At 50.7% G+C, this 1,121-nt stretch carries 1 protein-coding gene; it reads right to left on the bottom strand.

Annotated features, from left to right (window positions below; genetic code table 11):
- On the bottom strand, positions 1-1,091 hold a 1,091-nt coding region (locus BCM14_RS01570; protein WP_259673364.1), incomplete at its 3' end, for an ISL3 family transposase.
- Positions 1,092-1,121 lie beyond the last annotated feature (30 nt).

The raw sequence follows: 1,121 nt of genomic DNA, 5'->3' as shown, positions 1-1,121 counted from the left end.
AGCCGGTAATTTTCAAAATTTCTAAATCCGTATGCCCTTCGGGACATCATTTCCATTTTAGTGTGGAATCCTTCGGTGATCCCGTTTGATTGTGAGGTGCGCCACATCCTGACGATCGGCTCCAACCAAGAAGTCAGTGTGTGAGCCAAGGTGCGGGCCGGACTTTGAGCCAATTGTGCAATCAACTTAAGTAAACGCGCCATAAATTTCCTGCCGTGTTTAGGCATCAAATTCTTAATCAATAGCAACTTATTGGGCCGTTGCTTGGCAAGATAGAGGGATCTCAGAATTGGGAATTGCTCTAAATACCTTGCAAGATTATCGCGCTGCTCTTGGGTCAGGTTCCACTGGTGTCGACGCATCAAACTGAGCAAGCCGCGATTCATTCTGCCCACCGGATCTTGTTGCTTCCAGAGATTGAGGAAGTGATGATTGACCAATCGGATCACATGAAAGCGGTCGGCCACGATCTTGGCATTTGGGAAGTACTTATGCACAATCGAGCGGTACGTTTCGGACAAATCCATCACAACGAGCTGAACCTGCTCACGACCCGGCAAGTGGCTTAAATACTGTCTGAGGCTGAGTTCTGAGCGTCCAAGCACCACATCAAAGACCTTATGGTTTCTAAGATCAACGAGGGTCGTGGCATAGCCCTTCTTACGGGTAAAAAAATGCTCATCAATCCCAAGCACTCTCGGGCAAGGCCTGCCTGACAACTCAGAAACGCGTCGCTTAATCAAGTGTTGATACCAGCGCTCGACGGTGGCGCTCCCGATGCGGTGTGTCACAGATAACTTACTCTGACTGACTCCACCATCATGGGCCTCAAATACCTCTAGACGGTACGATTCAGTGGCCCGCAGGCGTGGTCGTGCCCATGGGAATTGATGTCGGAAGTAACGGTCACAGTTCTGACAGTGGTACTTAGGTATGCTCAAGTGCAGAATCATGATCTGATTGCCTTGACGGGTGTGTTTCAGGGTACGGCTGTGGGTGGCTTTAATGCGAACCGTTTCGCTCGCGCAGTGAACGCAAGACGGACGGCTTGAGGGCTTAGCCCAGACATGGATCCCCAGCTTGCGATCCACGCGTTGGACGGCTAAACCAGGTAGACCTAG

Origin of the sequence: Jezberella montanilacus (assembly GCF_003003055.1) — a bacterium.
In the GTDB taxonomy this organism is placed as follows: Bacteria; Pseudomonadota; Gammaproteobacteria; order Burkholderiales; family Burkholderiaceae_B; genus Zwartia; species Zwartia montanilacus.
Note: the sequence above shows the minus strand (reverse complement) of the source record. Positions and strands in the feature narration are given on the sequence as shown.